This is a genomic window from Kaistella soli, from assembly GCF_019038595.1.
In the GTDB taxonomy this organism is placed as follows: domain Bacteria; phylum Bacteroidota; class Bacteroidia; order Flavobacteriales; family Weeksellaceae; genus Kaistella; species Kaistella soli.
Genome location: NZ_JAHOPF010000011.1, coordinates 1 through 16008, shown reverse-complemented (window position 1 = coordinate 16008; position 16008 = coordinate 1). Strand labels below are relative to the sequence as shown.

Annotated in this window: 14 protein-coding genes; 8 read left to right on the top strand and 6 right to left on the bottom strand. The window is 36.5% G+C overall.

Translation table 11 applies throughout. The annotated features are described in order from the left end of the window. Positions 1–325: 325 nt before the first annotated feature. From KSK37_RS13765 to KSK37_RS13740, 6 genes are all read right to left on the bottom strand, one after another. Positions 326–859, bottom strand: a complete 534-nt coding sequence (locus KSK37_RS13765) for an SH3 domain-containing protein (RefSeq protein ID WP_217202095.1) — start codon at positions 857–859, stop codon at positions 326–328. A gap of 10 nt (positions 860–869) precedes the next feature. Continuing rightward, the gene (locus KSK37_RS13760) at positions 870–1244 is read right to left on the bottom strand and encodes a DUF6232 family protein (protein ID WP_217202094.1); all 375 of its coding nucleotides are present in this window, start codon (positions 1242–1244) and stop codon (positions 870–872) included. 48 nt (positions 1245–1292) lie between these two features. After that, positions 1293–1499, bottom strand: coding sequence for a hypothetical protein (locus KSK37_RS13755; protein WP_217202093.1), 207 nt, complete (start codon positions 1497–1499; stop codon positions 1293–1295). Between the two features lie 125 nt (positions 1500–1624). Further along, on the bottom strand, positions 1625–2287 hold the full coding sequence (locus KSK37_RS13750; protein WP_217202092.1) for a DNA-binding response regulator: 663 nt from the start codon (positions 2285–2287) through the stop codon (positions 1625–1627). A gap of 2 nt (positions 2288–2289) precedes the next feature. Further along, a complete protein-coding gene (locus tag KSK37_RS13745) occupies positions 2290–3933 on the bottom strand; it encodes a tetratricopeptide repeat-containing sensor histidine kinase (protein ID WP_217202091.1) in 1644 nt (547 codons plus the stop codon). A gap of 25 nt (positions 3934–3958) precedes the next feature. Continuing rightward, a complete protein-coding gene (locus KSK37_RS13740; protein ID WP_217202090.1) occupies positions 3959–4120 on the bottom strand; it encodes a hypothetical protein in 162 nt (53 codons plus the stop codon). A gap of 403 nt (positions 4121–4523) precedes the next feature. Here KSK37_RS13740 and KSK37_RS13735 point away from each other — a divergent pair, with 403 nt between their 5' ends. The 8 genes from KSK37_RS13735 to KSK37_RS13700 all read left to right on the top strand — a co-directional run bounded on the left by KSK37_RS13735 (position 4524) and on the right by KSK37_RS13700 (position 15849). After that, on the top strand, positions 4524–5450 hold the full coding sequence (locus KSK37_RS13735; RefSeq protein ID WP_217202089.1) for a hypothetical protein: 927 nt from the start codon (positions 4524–4526) through the stop codon (positions 5448–5450). Positions 5451–5875: 425 nt separating this feature from the next. Beyond that, positions 5876–6034, top strand: a complete 159-nt coding sequence (locus tag KSK37_RS13730) for a hypothetical protein (protein ID WP_217202088.1) — start codon at positions 5876–5878, stop codon at positions 6032–6034. 93 nt (positions 6035–6127) lie between these two features. Next, positions 6128–7318 (top strand): hypothetical protein, encoded by a 1191-nt coding sequence (locus KSK37_RS14095; protein WP_246566625.1) that lies wholly within the window; start codon positions 6128–6130, stop codon positions 7316–7318. Positions 7319–7322: 4 nt separating this feature from the next. Then, positions 7323–7823: a T9SS type A sorting domain-containing protein gene (locus KSK37_RS13720; RefSeq protein ID WP_246566622.1), complete on the top strand. Its 501-nt coding sequence runs from the start codon at positions 7323–7325 to the stop codon at positions 7821–7823. Positions 7824–7871: 48 nt separating this feature from the next. Further along, complete coding sequence (locus KSK37_RS13715) at positions 7872–14570, top strand: FG-GAP-like repeat-containing protein (RefSeq protein WP_217202087.1); 6699 nt, start codon at positions 7872–7874, stop codon at positions 14568–14570. Next, complete coding sequence (locus KSK37_RS13710) at positions 14560–14742, top strand: hypothetical protein (RefSeq protein ID WP_217202086.1); 183 nt, start codon at positions 14560–14562, stop codon at positions 14740–14742. The genes KSK37_RS13715 and KSK37_RS13710 overlap by 11 nt, the downstream gene beginning before the upstream one ends. A 195-nt stretch (positions 14743–14937) precedes the next feature. Next, positions 14938–15201 (top strand): hypothetical protein, encoded by a 264-nt coding sequence (locus KSK37_RS13705; RefSeq protein ID WP_217202085.1) that lies wholly within the window; start codon positions 14938–14940, stop codon positions 15199–15201. A 363-nt stretch (positions 15202–15564) separates the two neighbouring features. Continuing rightward, entirely contained in the window at positions 15565–15849 is a 285-nt protein-coding gene (locus KSK37_RS13700; protein ID WP_217202084.1) for a hypothetical protein, read from the top strand. Positions 15850–16008 lie beyond the last annotated feature (159 nt).

Sequence of the window (16008 nt, the reverse complement as noted above, 5' to 3'; positions counted from 1 at the left end):
AAGAGAAAGTAGAGGACTAATGCGGCAGATAAGTCGTAGAACTTAGCGCGAATCATAGTTCACCTCTACTTCTCTTTCTAAAGATAAGGTTTTACATTTATTTATAGAATACAAAGTAAAGGCACGATTGCATCGTGTGGTCAGACATTTTAGACATCCCAGCTGTTGTGAGCGATACTGAGTAGTATTATTCTCGCAGGCACCACCTCCTGCGCGCAAACAAAACTCCCGCTAATCAGCGGGAGTTTTTAGGTTACAAATCGATGCCGTTGGCTGTCACAGGGAAGTCACTGCTTTTTTTCGCATGAAATAATAAGCATCATTTTTACTGCAATTCTCTGTATTGGATATAGCCAGTTTTTCCGCTTTGTTTTACTTTAATTTTATACCATGACTTTTGGTAATTTAAAATCGTTAATTTTGATCCTTTCGGTAATATTTCAACGATTTGGGAATTCACATCTGGCTGTTTTCTGATGGTGATCATCTGCTTTTTAACACTGACATATGTACCTACGGCAAGGTTTTTACCACCGTCGGAAATGTTTTTTTTACTTTGTTGGCTATAGATGTGGTAGTTAGGGTTTACCGCAGATTTTTTACGGTTATTGACAAGGGGCTTGTTTTTTTTCTTTGCAGTTTTATAGGAAGAGAACCCTCTACCTGAAGATTTTCCGCTGCATACTCCGCAGCTGCCTCCTGCAGAGCAGTGTGCACAGCGGGAACAGTTGGAGCAGGCTGCGCAGGCAGAGGAGCCCGTGCATCTTGCTTCTTCTGTATTTTCTTTAGGAATATCCTTTGCATCGATGCATGAAAGCAACAAGAATGTACTGATAACAATCTGTAAAATTTTATTCATATTTTTATTTTTATCCTCTGTGAATAAAGGCCTCATTAAGGGCATTGACGATTTTCTGTATATAGATTTTGTCCTTGGAAATAATGCTGTTTGCTTCGCCGGCGTTGGTGCTGATGCGCACAGCATACTCATTCTTTATTGAAATGAACCACCATATTCCAAGAGGAATTAAAATTATTCCGATATAAAATAGATCTTTTGAAAATAAAGCGGTAAGTCCAATAAGTACGGTGAAGATAGCTTTCACCTTGCTTTTGACAATTTCGAAAATATGCACAGAAGAAATATTTCGCATTGCATAGGTCTTAGACTGCGTGACATATCTCGAAGCGGTTACCGTAACCGAGGAATCCTGATAAAAAATTGTTTCGTTGTTAGTTTCCATAATTTATTATTATTCTATAAATTTCTGATTGGACAATAGCCATTAAATTTAAGAGGTATGACAGGTAGGAGCACATGTTTTGCATCCATTCGATTTGGGATATGTTTTTTTTGCTTCCTTCACCGCGGCATCGCAAAAATGAAATTCCCCTAAATATTTTCTGTTATCCAAAGACGGTAGATAGGGACAGACCGCATGATGAACTTCATGATCTCCATTTGATTGGGCATTTTTGTTGACGTAATACTTTTTCATTGTACTGGTTTTAATTGGTTTTACCAAAAGTAAAAACTTCTTATGCTTTTACATTATGGAAAACCGTAAACCACCAAGCGACTTCTGTAAGTGCAAAAAGTTCAAAATTTTAAGAATATTTCTTTTTAGAGTACGCCTAAATCTTTGCAGAGTACAATCATTTCGATATTGTTTTTGGCATCAAATATTTCCCGCAGGTCATTGAGACGTTTTTCCACAGCACTCCGGCTATCCGGTTGTATGCCATGCTCGTTAAAATAGGTAACAATTTCTTTTTGTTTCCATCCTTTGGCGATAAGTGTCAGGAGGCTAAGATCATATGGAGTTAGGCTTTGGGTGGTATTTCTGATAGAATTGAGAATGTGCTGTGGTATGACTTTTTCTCCTGCAAAAACTTTTTTTATGGTGCTGATCAGTTCCCTCCCATCATTCCGGCCTTTGCTCACAAAACCATCAATCTGGTAATCTTTAAAAAGTTCGTCAATTACCGCTGCTTTTTTTTCAACGGAAAATGCGATTATTTTGAGGTCGGGCTGCAGAGCTCTTGCTTCCCGGATCAGATCCTGTCCGGTTTTCAAGTGCTGACCTCTGTGATCACTTATGAATCCTAAATCGGTTATAAGTAAATCGAAAGGGACTTCGTCTTTGAATGCCTGACCAATTTTACTGTATGCTTCATCACAATAACTTACAAACGAAAATTCAGTAATCATCAGTTCATTTAGGGTGTTTATTACGCCTAAATTTTCTATTTCGTGATCTTCTGCAACAAGGACTTTGGTAAACATGCTCAATTATATGGAATTAAAATATCAGTCGTCAGACCCCCATTAGGATTCGGTTCAAAATTAAATTTTCCGCCCAGATTTTCAATACGGTTTTCCATATTCTGGATGCCGGATTTTTTAATTGTGCCGGAAATATCCATTCCGATTCCATTATCGGTATATCTTATGTGGATGTTTTCATCAGATTTTTCAAATTTAAGGGAGGCAAATTTTGCAAAACTGTGCTTTTTCATATTGACCATCAATTCCCGTAAGACGTAAAAGATTTCCAGCTGCATCTCAGAAGACAGAGCACTCCACATTTGTGGCGAATTTCCAATAATCAGTACCCGGTTATTGTCCGATGAATAGGATGCCAGCATTTCATACAAACGCATGGAAAAGTCTTTAGGAGAAATGGAATCAAGGTCATCCCGGGCAATATCCCTGGAGTCCTCATATAGTTTTTCAATGCTGCTCAGCACATTCTGTTTGTTGAGGTCAGGATTATTTTCTATTCCCACCATCATATGATACAGGCCATTTGCAACCACATCATGAACTTTCTTCGAATATTTTATTTGGGTGTTTTTTATGGCGATTTCTTTTTGGAAGGTCTGTGCTTTGCGCCACTTTAGGAAAAGTATGACACCGAATCCTAAAAAAGCAACAAGGGACAAGATAGATATATGCTGATTCAGGATCTTATTTTGAGAAGCTAATATATCTGCCTTATTCTTTTCGGCCTCATATATGACTGAGGTAAAGTGGTTCTTTGAGCTGTTTTTAACGTTTTCAAGGCTGTCACTCAGTTTCCAGTATTGATGGAAAAGTGGTTTACTGTTCATTCCGTCAGAGGCATTAATCATCTTTTTTAACGCCTCTAGCTGATCATCCGAATTTCCTGTCTTACATGCGTTATTATACATAGCCGTAGCGAATTCGTAGGATTTCTGAGGATTTGCAGCACCGTAATAATCAGCAAGGTGCGAAAGGCTGGCGGTCATTCCGAACCGATCCTTTTGGTTTTTTCTGCTTTCTAAAATGTCCAACATTTCCCGTTCTGCGGGATTCCTTTTGCCGGATAAAAATTGGGCGTATGCAAAATTGTCCGAAACCCTGTTCCGGAAATTAATGCTGTCCCTGATCGCAGGGTTTTGCGAAATCTCTTTAAAAATGCTTTCTGCCTGAGTGTAGTTTCCCATCTTCAGATAAGAGACGCCGATATTGTTTTTAATGCTTAACTCAGCATATTGATCAGGTGAAAGCGATAAGGCTTTATGATACCAATATATAGCCTCCTTATTGTTCTTCAGGAAATTGTGGTTGATGGCAAATTGGTTATACACCGAGGTCAATAAAACTTCATCCTTCCCAGCTAAATGTGTCACGTTGCTTAGATTTTCGTTGCTGCCTAAAAAATCTCCTTTTTCTGTCTGAATAATAGCTAAAAATATGAGCGAATAGGCGGCATCTGTATATTTCTTTTCACTGCGGTATCCTTGGTAAGCCTCATAAAAATAAATAAAAGCTTGGTCGTAGTTCGAATTGTCATATAATTTTTCAGCTTTTTTATACACTTTGTCTGCAGAGGTTTCCTCTCTGGTATTCTGACAGGAACACAGGAGAACCAAAAGGAAGAAAAAAAGGGAATGAAATATTTTCATTCCCCTAAAATAATAAATATTATGATTACTTGCGTGGTGGAATAGGTTGCGTTTCGCCGCCCGTATCCGGTGGCACATCATTCTGTGATTGCTCCGTTTCGGTCTGGTAGCCTTGGCCTATATCTGCCGGTAAATTGATGGTATTGGTAAAGTTTAATCCAAGCAGGATCATGAATAATTCGAACATCGGTAAAAAATTTAAGATTTAATAATACTCATGCGTGTTCAAAACACAGGTTCTGATCAGAGGACATGAAAGAAAGAAGCGCTTCTTAAAATTTTCAGGGAAGTGTGGCAGGTTATCAGCAAAGGGAAATCCGCTTCCCTAAAACCAGTTTTACCTCAGCTTTAACTGCCGTTTTTTAAAATCAGTTTTTTTTATTAAGTGTTTTTTATTTCACTGATTTACAGGGCAAAGTAACGGAGTTTGGAAGGGATTCGGAAGACAGTGGAAAGACAGTGTTAAGACAACACATCTGCTGTCTTTTATGGAAAACCTTATTTTTCAGGACATCAATTTGTCTATTTTTGGACAAAAATTATAAATATTCCTTCTTACTGATATGCAAAAAAAACGAGCCCTTCTCAAAATGGTATTTGACCGAGCCAAAACAGAACTTCCAAACGGAAGCACTACGTCTTTAGCGGCATTTTTAAGTGCTCGTTTCGAAGAACAATTTGGGCACTCAAAAAATGAAAGGACATTTGCTCGGTATTATAAGAATCTCGTTGTGGACCATACGGATTATGCGATCGACGAAATTACACTGGATCAGTTAAGCACATACATTGGGTTCAGGAATTTTGAGGCATTTGCACGTGAAGTAAAAGGTGATGGTTCCGACCTTATCCGTCCTTTAAAGGTCACGGTTTCTGATGGAGAAAATTCTGTCAGTAATCTTTCGGAGACGCTGTCGAATATTGTAATCCATATCACCAATTCTCCCGTATTCACTATTCCCGAGTTTATTTCCCAGCATAAAAACAGTTTCGGTGTAGTGGGCTTTCTGCTTTTGGGCAGTTTTATAGCCAGTCAATCAGGGTATTTTCAGAAACAGACCGTTAAGTCACTGGTTGAAATGCCGGATACTGTACAAAGGGAGAACAGCCTAAACCGCCATGTTCCTGTACAAAAGGAAACCGGCTCAAACCACGACGTTATTTCACAGATTCCTGTAACTGTTTCGGGTACAGAAAACGGCCCCGATGGCATTAAAACAATAATCCCTGAAAGGAAGAAAGAATGTATGTACTGGAAAGAAGACCACTACGAAGCGGTATTCTGCGATGAAAAAATTTCAGGAAATGCGGTCATAGCACTTGATGAAGGGCAATATAAGCAGCTGAAAAAAATCACCTTACCCGATACGCTAACCGTAGAAAACTCATTGGGCAAAGTGTGGTATGATAAGTCCAACAATCATCTGGATTTTTTTACAGGTTATGGCATTCATCCTCTTAATGGAAAAACGCTGCGACCGATTACCAGGCATATCATCCAGCAACATATTGAATAAAAATTGCGGTTTCTGTTTCCTTAGTGGCTTTCTGGTTTATTGAAGGATGTTTTGTGTAGGCTATTTTGTTTAGATAATCTCGCTACTGTAGCAGGGAGATATTCCATTCTCAATGGTGTGCCTTGTAGGAAATTTTCGTTCAGGGCTGCTGTTTTGGGTTAGTTGAAAGCGTGATTTTATTGAGCAGTTTCACCGGTTTTAACTTTGCCTGGCAGGCGATTTATAAAAAACAACAGGAAGTTTGTAAAATAATTTGACATGAAGTTTTTCAGTCCTTTTTCTTTATATGCTAAATTACAGCTTGTTACAGGTGTTTTGTTGTGATTGGAGGTTAATGTTTTGTTCAATTTGGGCCACCACATGTGATTTACTATTTTCCCATGTTGTAATTAATATTTACTTTTCAATCACTGAAAAAGCAGACTATGACAAAGTTTTATACCGGTGTTTTCGTTTTGTTCAGGCTCGGGTTTTCACGGGAAAGCAAGATTACATGGCAAAAGAATCTCAAAACCTCCAATCAGGATTTTCTTTCAGCGATGACTCATACCGTACACCGCGAGATGCTGCTTGGAGGAAGTTAAATAAGCAGAGCAAACAAAAGGCTATAATTACCGCGTTGTAAAACTCGATCAGAACCTAGGCTCTTTTTAAGAATAAAATAATAAAAAATAAATATGAAATTCAGAATTTTAAAATTTGCATTACTTTTAAATACAGCATTATTGTCTTCTCAAACTACACAAACACGTGACAATGCTGGATTACAGGGTGATCAGGGTGCAACTAGCGGTTTTTTCCAAACAGCAAACCCGATCAATTATCCTTCAGGGGCAGCTGGTTGGTGGCACTTGTTAGATGTTCGACATAGTGAGCCTTCTAATAATTACGCCATGCAATTTTCCGGGAGTTTCTCCGATCAGAATCTATACTTCAGAAAAACAGATAATGTTGCATCGCAGCCGTGGAGAAAGGTGTTGATGGAGGATAGCGTAGGACGGGTGGGAATAGGAACCAATAGTTTGACGGATCTATTAACCATTTCTGGTACCCATACTAATTCTACTTTCCTGCTGCATGCAGATATAGGTGGTAATCCTGGTGCTAATTTAACTTTATGGGCTTCCGAACCTCTTGTCACATATAGTGGTGTAGGAGTGGGAAATAATATCAGGAATTTTTATAATGGACAGGCTTTTTCAAGAATTAATCCGACACAAGGTGGATCCTATATGAGATTGCTGGAAAATGAAGTCACTTTTAATTTAGTTTCGGAAACAGGTGCTAAAAAGCAGACTTTATCTGTCCTTCCTTCTGGGATTGATATTCAAGGATATGTTCACGCTGATGGAGGCGGTTTACTTTCTGCACGTGCCGGGGATATTGGTGGGGCTCTCACATTATTAAATAATTTCAAAACTGGATCGCAATACAATTCATGGGTCATATACAATATGGCAGGTGGTTACGGAAATTCTCTTCAGTTTTGGAATTATTCTGCTGATGGTACCAAGTCGGTGCCGCGTTTAAAATTATCAGATGATGGTGATATGGCTCTTTATGGAAAGTTCGAAGCAAAAGAGGTCAAAGTGACCACAACTCCTACTGCTGATTTTGTATTCGAAGAAACCTATGAGCTGCCGGAATTGGAAGAAGTGGAAAAGCATATTAAAGAGAAAAAACACCTTCCTCAAATTGCATCCGCAGCGGAAATGGAAAGGGACGGGGTTAATGTAGGGGAATTTCAGATAAAATTGCTTCAGAAAATTGAAGAACTGACACTCTATACGATTGAACAGAGCAAAATGATAAAGAAACAGTCTGAACGGATTGAAAAGCTGGAAAAACAACTATCCCCAAAAAAATAAACACATGAGTTATTTGATTAAATTTATTATGATGTGTTTTTTAATGATAGGATTTTCAGGAAAAACGCAGATGAACGTAGCGGCCCCTTTACCACAGGGTGCGAACGTGTTTAGATATGACGAAGCCGGCAATCAGATTTTCAGAGGGTATGAGTGCTCCAGATGTCCATTAGGGTTGGTGGAAGAAAGTAATGAAAATAAGATCTCAGAAAGCGCAACTGCTCTAAATATTGATGAGGAAGCTTTCTGGAATGAAGTACAGATTTATCCTGTACCGGTAAAAAATGTTTTAACCATTAACTGGACGGATAAAGCAGATGATCTTATTGCAGAAGTAAGCTTATATGAACAGAACACGGTTCACTGGAAATTCCAGCAGAAAAACATTCCCTCTCTTAACAGGCAGGTTCAGATCGATATGACCCATTATTATTTGGGAGTTTACATTCTGAGTTTCCAATTAAAAGACGGCAGAACCATTTCCAAGAATATTACCAAATTTTAACAGGTGCACAACCATTAAGTTAAGACTACCACTATATTTTACAGACTTATGAGAAAACTCTATTTCCTATTTTATACTTTCATCTCCTTTTCTGGGTTTTCCCAAACTATTCTTAACCAACAGGAGAACACTACAAGAACTGTTCAGGATCCTAATGTGGTAGTACTTGCTCCCGGTTTTCACGCCGCATCTTCCGTATCAAATCCATTTGTTGCGAAAATTGGTGACGCGACAGAAAATCCTGGCGGCGGTCCTGTGACCCCTTCTACAGCAGGCTCTACTAATCCATCAGGAACTACTGCTCCAGATGGAAAAAGTTTTCATGACACGCAGGGAAATATCGAGGTAAACGGCGGAGGACAGCTGCAGTTTACTTTACCCATTGCCTTACCTCCCGGGGTAAAAAGTGTAGCACCTCAAATTAATTTGGTATATACCAGTGGCAGCGGAAACGGAATTGCAGGCTATGGCTGGAACATCTCGGGAATTACTGCCATTTCCAGAGTTGGAAAGAACATTGAGAAAGATGGAGAGATAAAAGGCATTCAGCTGGATTACTCGGACTATTACAGTTTTAATGGCCAAAGGTTGATTCTCAAGAGCGGCAGTCATGCTAGTTATGGTGAAGATGGTGCAGAATATGTTACCGAAAAATATTCGAATGTTAAGATAAAATCTGTAGGTACAATTGTAGGTCATGGGCCGCAACACTGGGAAGTGACTTTTGAAGACGGTTCTCAAGCGTGGTATGGTTTATATGGTAAAGATGAATATTTATTTGCAAGTTCAAGAACACCGCTTGAATATAATATTTCAAAATGGAAAGATGCTCAGGGAAACTATATAACCTATAATTATTCGCAAAGTTTTGTTTACGGTAATGTCGCAATAATTTCAAGTATTGAATGGGGAGGCAATGAAAAATTAAATCTGCCACATTTTAATAAAATGCAGTTTAATTATAATGCAGATGAAAACAGCACAAGAAGCTTAAAAGAAAATTCTTACGTGAATGGTTTCCCTTTCGTACAAGATAAGCTTTTATCTAATATTGTAGTAACCACGAACGGTGATAAATTTAAAAAGTACGAGATAAAATATAAAAAACTAAATACAAGCTATCAATTTGTAGACTATATAAAAGAAAAAAACTCTGCTGATGAAGAAGCAAATACTGTAGTTTTTGAAAATAATACTGATGGAACTGTTACAAATTTATTCAGACAAGATTCCAGGTTTGACGATTTAAGGGGAAAAAACTTCAGTGGAGATTTTAATGGGGATGGGAAGTTGGATATTATTAAAAATTATACTCTAATGCTTTCAAGATTAGACGGAACAAATAATTTTAAAAATGTTAATTATGACGGTAATATCCTTGCTGTGGGAACCTACGCTGATGCAGTTACCCCACTTAATAATCAAGTTTTAATTACAGGGAAAGTTGATAGCATATCTAAAAAATTTAACGTTTTTTTTTATAAATATCAGAATGAGGATTTTAATAAAATAGCATTTAAAGAAATTGATTTAAGTAATTATTCATATTTATTTGAGTCCGCTGATCCATCATCAGATCCAAGATGTACTTTAGAAAGCTCTCCGGATATTAATTTTATAGGTAAAGAAATTGATTTTAATGGAGATGGGTTATCTGAATTAATATTAGTTTTAAGCAATGTAAATACATGGAGATGCCCTGATTATGATGGAACTACATATATACAAACAACTTCAAATGGAAGTATAGCATTATACATTGACTTTCATAATAATAAAATTATGGAAGTAAATGAAAACGGCCATTATATTGATTATGAAAACACTTCAGTTATCGATCTAGACGGTGATGGTAAGGTAGAACTTCTTGAAAATACACAATTAAATACAATCAGTTTTTTTTCATTTGATACGCAAAGTGGGACCTTTAGTAAAAAAATTGCTGATATTCAACGAGGAGGTAGTGGAGGTATTAGGCCCAATCCAGTTATAGGTGATTATAATGGGGATGGAAAAACAGATATTCTACTCCCAAATGGTATTGATTCTTCCGATTGGAAAATGTATGTTTCTACGGGAAGTGGCTTTAAAGAATTTTACTACTCTAATTTATTTTTGTATCAGCCCTCGTGGCAAGGATCACCTCGAAAAAGCAGAAATATTCAAAGAACATATGCTGCCCCTGACTTCAATAAGGATGGTAAAAGCGATTTTGTTATTTTCGAATCTCAGGTCTGGTTTAGAGATGGTATAAAAGATTGGAATAACCCGGATTCTAGTTATGGTTTCAATTATTTACGGAATGAGGGTGTTGATACCGCAGGAAAACCAATTTTCTCCAATGATTATAATATTGCTCCTAAAGAATTAAATTGGGATGGAGAAGATATTAATTATTCCATGTATGGAGAGCATTATATTCCTCTCTTTGGTAATTTTAGAATAGCACAGCTCAATACTGATTTTGCTATTATCCATAAGACAAAATTAATCACATGGGATTTAGGCAACAAGCTCAATAAAATCTCTAGAATTAAGTCTATTACTCAGGGAGGTTTAAAAACAGATGTTGATTATGCACCATTAACATCCACCGGAAATATCTATAAATCATATTATGATACAAATCCTGTTCAATATCCTTTTGCTAACCTAACAGAAAACTTGAACTATGAGGTTGTTTCTAAACTTACACAAGGATTAAGAAAACAGGAATTCCGCTACAGAGATTTTATCGGTCATTTGCATGGCAAAGGAATGATTGGCTTTCGCCAAACGGCACGATCTACATGGTTTGCATCCGGAGCAGAATACGAAAATACTAAAATCTGGAGTGGTTCTGAAATAAATCCTATCAATGAGGGATTACCCTATAAAGACTGGTCTGTCAAAACAACTGAAGAGGGCAATGTTTTTCCAAAGGACATTTCTATCCTTAATAGTCAGTTACTATCTTTTAAGCAATATGAATATAAAATTGATAAATTACTTAATGGAACAGTAGTTACGAGCTATAGTGATATGGATAAGCCAAAAATTGTAACAGCAATCAATCCTCATATTACAACCTCAAAAGATTTTCAGAAAGATATAAAAACAGTACATACTGTTGTAACCTATGATAATCTTTATCTTCCTACAAAATCTACAACCGATATAAATGATGGATTTGCCATTACTACTGCGGAAGTAGCATACAATGCTCCGATAACTACAGGAACAAGCTATAGTATCGGAAAACCACTATGGAAAAAAGAAACAATGCAGGCTTATGGTGACACAAAAGGAGCAAAAGAAGAATACACCTATACGGGTAATTTATTAACAAAAAAACGGACTTTCGACAGGAATAATTCAGAATATATTGACGAAACCTATCTTTATGACGGTTTTGGGAACGTTATTCAGAAACAAATCGAAAACCCTAATAACAATGATGCGGTTGGAGCGGCTGTTACCAAATCGCAATATGATGATCATGGAAGATTTGTTATAAAAAAAACGGATAACTTAGGTCTTGAAACCCATATTACTTACAATAACTGGGGCCAAATTTTTACACAAACGGATCCGTTTAATAATAAACTTACCAACACGTATGATGCTTGGGGAAAACTATTGACTTCCAAAACCGATCTCGGAGGAAAAACAACATACACTTATGAAAAATTAAGTAATGGAGATAGTAAAGTAACAGTGTACTTTCCCAATAATGACCAAAAAATTTCCTACACCAATAAATTAGGACAAAATTACAAATCAACTGTAAAAGGGATAGCACATGATTCTTTTGTTTCCCAAGAAGTTGAATATGATGTTCTAGGGAGAAAATACAAAGAAAGTGAGCCTTATTTTGAGGGCACATCCGCAACTCAATGGAACAAAACGGAATATGATGAGTATTCCCGTCCGATAAAAGTAATATCCTTTACAGGAAAAATTATTGAAACGGTTTATAACATAAGAACCGCTACAGCTACTGAAACGAATGCTAATAATCGCTTTAAAACACAGGTTTATGATGCTATTGGCAGCATTTCTTCCACTACAGATAAAGGAGGAACTATTAATTTCAAATACAATGCAGCCGGTGAGAATATTGAATCTAAATACGGTGCCAATATTGTAAAAACAGGCTACGATCAATGGGGAAGAAAAAATTTCTTTTATGACCCTTCCAACTCAAAAGATGAAGCGCATGCGTACCGGTATGAATATAATGGATACGGTCAATTAATCAATACGTCCAGCCCAAAGGGAGAGAAATATTATTTCTATAATGAGAAAGGGCAGCTTACGGATCAGGTGGAAGTAAGCAACGATATGTTTTCGGGCGACATAAAACAAATCAAATTTGAATATTCTACAAAAGGTTTAATTACCAAGAAATACGGAACAAGTAACGGAAAACCCTATAGTTCTTATGTAAATTATGATAGCCAGGGCAGAGTTTTATCTTCCGGGGAGGAAAGTAACGGTAAATATTTTCTTAAAAAAGGGATTACCTATGACGACAAAGGAAGGGTGGTTTCTTATGAAAAAGGCTTATATTCTTCCGGAATTTACACCAAAGCGGTAATTGAAAACATCTACGGAACCTGGAATGGTGCTATTTACCAGCTCAAAGATAAGACTTCGGGTAAAACATTGTGGGAATTAACAGAAACGGATGCCAAAGGAAATGTTGTGAAAGCTAAATTTGGGGGAACAAGTATAGAAAACACTTATAATTCAAATAGTTTGCTTACGAATGTATTGCATAAAAACACGGCCAATACGAATACGCTTCTGCAATTATCCTATTCTTTCAATGCTATTAAAAATGAACTGAATAGCAGAATCACAGGTGGAAGCCTGAATATTTTAGAAACCTTCGAATATGATGAAAATAACCGATTGCTGAACTGGACGAATCCTAAGAGTAAGACTGGACAGCTCTCGAATAATGTATATGATTCACAAGGAAGAATTAAAGAAAACGATCAGGTAGGAATTATAAAATTTGATAATGCGACAAAAATTTATCAACCGACAGGTTTCACATTAAATACTGCGGGGCAACAAAATTTAGCAAATGATCTCATCCAAAAAATCACTTATAATGAAAACAACGACCCTGTATTTATAGATGGAGTAAATGGCGACGTTGCTTTTGAATATGGATTAAATTCTATGCGACAAAAGGTTACCTATGGAGGAAATTTTGGTAAAGGAAACGATGGAAAATACACTAAATTTTATAGCGAAGACGGAGGCTACGAAATTGTATTAGATCATACCACAGGAAAAGAAAAACATGTTATCTATATTGGCGGATCACCTTATGACAGCAATATCATTTATTTGAAAAATTACCAAGAAGCCACCGCTTCCTATAAATTTTTGCACAAAGATTACCTGGGTAGTATTTTAGCAATAAGCGATGAAGCAGGAAATATTTTGGAGCAGCGTCATTTTGATGCTTGGGGAAATTTAACACTATTTAAAATAAACGGAATAGACCAGGACGTTAAACAGTTCAATGATCTGTCATTAATAGACAGAGGTTACACTTCACATGAGCACTATATGGAGGTCGGCATCATTCATATGAATGGAAGGTTGTATGACCCTCTGCTCAGAAGGTTTTTAAATGCTGATGAAAACATACAAGATCCCCATAATACTCAGGTTTACAATAAATATGCTTATGTCATAAATAATCCGTTAGCTTATGTCGATGTTTCGGGAGAGGATTTTGGTCTTTCGGCTGTTTTAATAGCAATCGGTACAGCAATCTTTACATCAATGGCAACCGATTATTATCTGAACAGACCTGTTAATTTGGAAAATATGTTCCAATCTGTAGTAATGTCTGTAATGTCTGCAGGAATTGCAAATGGTATTGGAGATGTTTTTAGAGTTGGTGGAAAAATTGCGGAAGCATTAGGAAAAACGGGAACTATCATAGCAAGAGCCGGTGCTCATGCAATAACACAGGGTGTTTTTTCTTCTGTTCAGGGTGGTAATTTTTGGAGTGGCGCATTAGGTGGTGCTTTTGCAAGTGTAGCCGGAGATTTATTGAAATTTGCACCAAAAAACAGCGCAATAAGAAGTTCTGTTGGTCGTTTTCTTACAGGTGCCATAGTAGGTGGTGTAGGTTCATCATTAGGTGGTGGTAATTTCTGGCAAGGTGCTGCGATTGGAGCTATTGTAACTGTATTTAATCACTTGAGCCATGAAGACCCGCCACCTGGCTATGAAGGAAATGAATGGAGAGATGATACCGGATATTACACCAAAAGTAAAAATGGCTCATGGATTAATAATACAACGGGAGATCGTTTTTTTGATATTGATGAGGTAAATATTTCCAATTATAGAAGTTTGAATCGTAATTTGTCAAATGCTGGTAGATTGGGTAAAATTGGAGATGCCATCACTTTATTAGGATATGGATTAACACTTACTGGGTTTGGAGCTGAAGTAGGAATTCCATTAGTTATAATTGGTGGAGGTATTAACCTAATTTCAGATGCGTGGTCAATAGGAGCCCATGCAAAATATAATGATATAAATAAATTTTCTGAAATAGGAAAAACATTAGGATGGGCGGCAGCAGGTGAAATAATACCTAAAAGTATCGCCAAACCATTAGGAAAATATGTTTCTCCTTATGGAAAACAAATTATTGAACAGAACTTGGGATTAAAAGTTTCTCTAATACAAGAAGTTGTTAATTTAAATGGAACACAAAATGGCAAATAAGCAATATGGATTTTTATGGATTTTTATAGGAATGATGATTATTTATTTAAAAATTAAAAGGAAATGGATTTTTAAGGAGGATGAGAATTCTTATGAATCATTTCTCTCTGTACAAGGCTGGTTAGCAGCAATTGGAATGGTTGCTTTAGGTCTTTATATGATTTTTTCATAAATTTTAATATTGAAAGATGTTGTAAATTTAAATAGTGGTCAAAATGGAAAATAAATCATATGGTTTACTAATGATTCTTCAGGAGCAAATTTTAGACGGAATGCAGCAGGAATTAGCAACATTGGAAATATTATATCTCAGATTGGGCTTGGTTTAACAGTTAGCGTCGTTGGAGCAGAGATTGGTGTACCTTTGATGGCAATTGGGAGAGGAATCAGTTTAGCAGCAGATGCTTCAACTTCATTATCTTATCTTTTCGAGAAGAAAACTGAAAAATTTTATCAAACAGCAATACCTACTGTTACCTCTTATTTGTTGGGAAGAGCTACAGGAGGAATTCTTAGAACTCCAGCTAGAAATGGCAAAATATTAACAACCAAAGCTGTTACGGAAGTGGTTACTTATGGTCAAGGTGAGTTCACACAACCTATTATGGAACATGTAATTAAAACAAATTAAAAATGGCAATATTTTTATTATTAATAGGGTTTATATTGCTCTATTTCCAACTGTCTTCTAAATTAAATTTTTTCAATTTCAAAATTTATAATGACCCTTTCCTAGATTTTTTTGAAAAAATGAAAACTTGGATTATAATTTTATTTTTTCTTGTAGCAGGTGTCATAAAAGCTTTGCAAGATTTAGATTTAATTTAATATTTGACTATAAAACTGATTGGTTAAATAGGTGTAATTGTAAAAATCTCACAAGGCAATATCAGGCAATATACCTCTTATGCTAAGATTGGTGCGAACTTATTAGTAGGAGCTGGATTTTTAATGACAATTACGGGAGTTGGGGCACCTTTAGGAGTGGGGGTTAATGACATATGGAGGATATTTATCTATGAGTCTGTCTGCAGTAAATGCAGGCACCTACATTTCTGAAGGCAATTTAAATAAAGCGGGCTGGGAAGTTGCTAGTATTGCAGCAGATAAAATCACGGGAGGTTTTGCGAGAACTACTTTACTTAAGGGAGAACCAGTAATAATGGAAGCAGGAAAGAGAGTTATTCCTTACAGTGTAAGAGCAGCAGAAACAGCCTCAGGTTTTGTTGCTGGCGACATAGGAATGTCAAATATAGAACATGTAATAAAAAATTATTAAAATGATGATTAACAATATATTTTTTGGTATCCTATTATAGTTCCCCCGGAAAATCGGACAGTAAGTTTAGTTGAAAAAAAACAATTAAATTTACAATATGTCACAGCGAAGAAAATTCAATTCAGGATTCAAATTTAAAGTAGTAGTTGAAGCATTAAG